The sequence below is a fragment of the Pseudoalteromonas sp. SG44-17 genome, from assembly GCF_014164235.1.
Taxonomy (GTDB): Bacteria; Pseudomonadota; Gammaproteobacteria; order Enterobacterales; family Alteromonadaceae; genus Pseudoalteromonas; species Pseudoalteromonas rhizosphaerae.
In genome coordinates, this window is sequence record NZ_JACJEV010000068.1 from 1 (window position 1) to 4,525 (window position 4,525).

General features: G+C 35.3%; 3 protein-coding genes. All 3 read right to left on the bottom strand.

The genetic code is table 11. The annotated features are described in order from the left end of the window. Positions 1–145 precede the first annotated feature (145 nt). Positions 146–487 carry a hypothetical protein gene (locus H5182_RS21795; RefSeq protein WP_182760634.1) on the bottom strand — a complete coding sequence of 114 codons (342 nt, stop codon included), beginning with the start codon at positions 485–487 and terminating at the stop codon, positions 146–148. A 59-nt stretch (positions 488–546) separates the two neighbouring features. Then, positions 547–3,318, bottom strand: a complete 2,772-nt coding sequence (locus tag H5182_RS21800) for a TonB-dependent siderophore receptor (RefSeq protein WP_182732451.1) — start codon at positions 3,316–3,318, stop codon at positions 547–549. Positions 3,319–4,195: 877 nt separating this feature from the next. Continuing rightward, on the bottom strand, positions 4,196–4,525 hold a 330-nt coding region (locus H5182_RS21805; RefSeq protein WP_182760635.1), incomplete at its 5' end, for a 2OG-Fe(II) oxygenase family protein.

Consider the following 4,525-nt stretch of genomic DNA (forward strand, 5'->3'; position numbering starts at 1 on the left):
GCAATAGCTCTACCTTCACTAGGTAGCACATCATTATGCCTTGTTAAAAAATTACCTGATATATAGCGTGTTACTTGTACACTTGCACTAATTACATTTTCATTACCAGTGATCTGTCGAATAAAGTTAAGGCAAACATCTGAATTCAGATAATTAAAAAGAGCTTTATATAAAGAAAATTCTGTATTTTTATTGATATTATGTCGCCCATAAAAAAGCCAATTCCATTTGAAGCATCTTTATAGATTGTCCTTTGGAGTTCTCTTTTTTCTTCTGTAGTCATATTCTCTAATTCACGATCTGAAGATTGAATATATTTACCATCTATAGCAAAAGCATTTAGAAAACTCGTCTTATTTTCGACCGCTTCGTGCAAAAGTGATGCACTTTCATCTGTCCATACGTCTGAGAGTATGACCTTTTTATTCTTCATATACTCTTTTTGTATACACTCCAGCTTTTCAGTTGTATTTTTTAACTCAACCATTTTTACCTCATAAAAAAAGCCACTCTAGAGTGGCTTTAAATTAAATTATTAATAATGCATTAAAATTTAATCGTTGCTCGTAAATATACAAAGCGGTCCATATTCACATCATACTCAGTAACTGAGAAGTTGTTTGTAGATATTGCTACATCGTTATTGCTATATTCTGGCGTTGGTTCTTTAGCAAATAAATTCTCTATACCTAATGAAAGCTTTGTGTTATAGGCATCTAGCGCATAACCAACTGAAACATCATGCACAAAGTAAGAACCGATCTCCGCAGCCATACCTGGATAGTTCTCAGCTCCATATAAAATATCGTAGTTGTTATGTAAACGATCTACATAGCGTGTTTGCCAATGAGCGTCAAAATCACCCATCGACCAATCAACTGCAAATGTACCTTTATATTCAGGGAAACCTCCATTCCCATACTGAATACCAACTTGGTCTTCACCATCAAATTCATTTGTCATCACATATGACAAGTCTAGTGACGTTTTAAAGCTACCGTATTCAGTATCAAATTTATAAGCTGTATAGAAATCAATACCTTCAACATTATAATCACCTGAATTCTGCAGGAAGTTACGTAAATCTGTAACATTACCATTAGAGTCCCGTTCAATATAATCACAAGACTTAGCATTTTCACCAGTAGCACATTCGCTCAATATACGTGGAGAGCCATATCGACCGATTGAATTTGTAACTTCAATGTCATAGTAATCGATTGTGAACTCTAAACCATCAACATAACTAGGATTGTATACAACACCAAATGTTTTTGATTCTGATTCTTCTGGTTTTAAATCTGGAGTAGAAACGCGAGTTTCACGAATTTGCGTATTAGCTTGTGAGTATCCATCTGGAACGCCTGCACAACCAGGAAGGTTAGGTACAACACCGTCCACTGAATTACATGGATCTGTTAATGTAGGAAATGAATCAGAATTACCTGCATATAAATCCGAAATTGAAGGAGCTCTATAACCTTCAGCCCATGTACCACGAAGTAGAATGTCGTCGATAGGACGGTATTCTACACCCACTTTAGCAGTAGAGTTGCTACCATATGCACTGTGATCTGAGAATCGAATTGCTGGTGAAATAGTTAAGCCTTCAAAAACAGGGATTGATAGCTCAACATATGCCTCATCTAAGCGAAAACCACCAGAGGTAGCATCACGCTGGTTACCAGATGTTTCACCACTTTGTGTTAATGGATCTGGCGTATCGTAACCAGTTTCTTCACGACGCTCTAAACCGATAGCCATACCTACAACACCTGCAGGTAATTCAAACGCATCACCCGCAAAGTTTAATGTGTAATCTTTTAGCTCTAAACCTTCGCGGGATACACTATCAAAAGTTACATAATCAACCATTTCCGGTGTTATAGAACCTTCACCGCCAAACAAATTTAGAGGGACACACGAAGTAGATGCGTTACAATTATCACCTAATGCTTGGTTAATACGAGTAAGATTAAGTAGACCTGTGGTTAAAACGTCTTGGCTATTTTTGCCGTAAATATATGATGCATCCCAAACCCAAGAAGTATCACCGATACCACCTTCTAAGCCAACCATTGCACGGTAAGTAGTATCATTTTGTTTATAAATACGGTTACCAGCTTCAATAAAACGGCGCTGTCCAGCAAAAGGGACATAACCTTCAACACCAGCGCGTGATGCATCACCATATAACGTTTCACCGAAAGGGTTATAGATATTATTTGCATGAATATCTACTTTACTTGCTGCTGAACCAAAAGACGCACCAATGGTAAGCGGCATCGCTGCTAACAACTGAGACGATTGACGATTGGTCATCATGAAGTCAGAAACTAATCTAACGTCATCAGATAAATCGTAAAATGCTTGTACATACATACTATTACGTACTTGCGGAGTAGCTAAGTAGTTATCAGGTGCATAATTATATACATCACCACTGCGATCTCTGAACGAATCAAGGCCAACGTCCGAACCAGCACCATTAGGAACTAAGTCAAAACCTGCATTAGGTTTTCCAGTGTTATTTTCAGTATAACCTTGAGCTAGTAAATCACTACGTAATGAATCAGAAATAGCACTAGATGTTAAACGAAGACGGCCTTTTTCTGTTGTTGAACTGTTACCCATTGATGAGATATCACGATCACCAGCCCAAATTTCAGCTTGAGTAACGTGGCTAAGGTTCATCATTAAGCCACCTTTATCAGAGGTGGTACCAATTGTTAAATCAGCTGAATATTGACGACCATCGTTATATTTTAAGTTTTCACCACCATAAACTGAAAGCTCTGCACCTTCAAAGTCTTTACGTGTGATGATGTTCACAACACCAGCTATCGCATCTGAACCATAAATTGCTGATGCGCCATCTTTAACAACTTCAACACGCTCAATTGATGACGCTGGAATGGTATTTAAATCAACCGTAGAACCTAATGAAGAAACCCAACGTTTACCATTTACTAATACTAATAAACGCTCTGCACCTAGGTTGCGTAAATCCATGTTAGTGGCACCGGTACCACCATTATTGAATGCAGTATTTAAAGCGGCACCTGCTGCTGGAATTTGCTGTAGGATATTACCAATGCTGATCTGGCCACTTGCTTCAAGATCAGCACGGTCTAGAACAAGCACAGGGCTTGCGCTTTCTAAATCAGTTCGTTTAATACGTGAACCAGTTACCTGAATACGTTCAACTTTTTCTACACCTTCTTCTGCAGCAAATGAGCTTGCTGAAAAAGCAGCTGTTGATGCTGCACCAAAAGCGATCGCTAAGCGAACTGCCTTTGAAACTTTATTATTTAACATTTGATTCTCCCTGGTCATATTAATATATGATTTTATTAGTTTTAATTACTCATAAAAAAGCTAATAAGTATCCATAAAAGATACTAAGTACCTAATTGAGCAAATGGATAGTAATATCAGGTACAGCCAAAGGTCAACACTTATTTAACTTTAAATCCATCAACTTTACAGTTAAGGAACAAAAAAGCACAACTAATAAACAATATAAGCAACTGTTTTTTATTGATTATTAATTTTATATTTACATTTATCGAAAAGACTAATACAAATAAATTAACAAGTAATACATTCAATAATTGAATCAAAACCCTTAATTCTTTAATTTTATTAGTTAAGACGATTTCTGTATGAAGGGAATAAAACTGAGTTAGCGGCAAATTGACGGAGATTTTTCAAAAGGTAGTTTTGTAACAGTGTTTGAAGACCATACCTAATCATTCAATAATTTAAGACAGAATTTTGCTACATGTTATATGACTCCGTTTAATATTTTTTCAAATACTGAAAGGTAAAAACTTAGTTGAAAATCAGACATAACTATTAAAAGGCGTTATACATGTAATAGCATCATAAACTAGTAATTATACATTGGTTATTAACAGTTCTACTTAGCTTTTTTCAGTATTGAATAAAATATAACAATAATTAACGAATTTAAAAAAGTTAACCAAGTTTAATATCGATAAGTTCTTCTTAATGTAAACTTACCCTTTATTTATACTACTTCAATTAAAATAATTTTTAGTCAATTAAATACAAGCCGAAAACTACCATATTTTCGTTATAATACTAATTAATTATCGCTGCTTAAATTTAGGTAAGTTCCCGACCTGCTTTAATAAAAAAATAAAAACCAAAAGATGTCTTAAATATAAGGCTAAATTACATTAAACCAACCAGTAATAGAATATCTTGGATACTTTGCGAAAGGTGTTACGTAACTTACTGAATGTGGTAAATTTACATCAAATAAACTAAGAGTATTATTTTTCGGAAAAAACGTATCAACCATCCCCCCTTCAGCATTAAAAAAGTGTAGTAAACCACCCCAATCAGGATGCCAGTTTGGTGTAAAACCAAATACATAGGCAATAGCTCTACCTTCACTAGGTAGCACATCATTATGCCTTGTTAAAAAATTACCTGATATATAGCGTGTTACTTGTACACTTGCACTAATTACATTTTCATTACCAGTGATCTGTCG

Coding starts and splice junctions, on each gene's coding strand:
- H5182_RS21800 (WP_182732451.1), bottom strand. CDS start 3,318: ATGTTAAATAATAAAGTTTCAAAGGCAGTTCGCTTAGCGATCGCTTTT.
- H5182_RS21795 (WP_182760634.1), bottom strand. CDS start 487: ATGGTTGAGTTAAAAAATACAACTGAAAAGCTGGAGTGTATACAAAAA.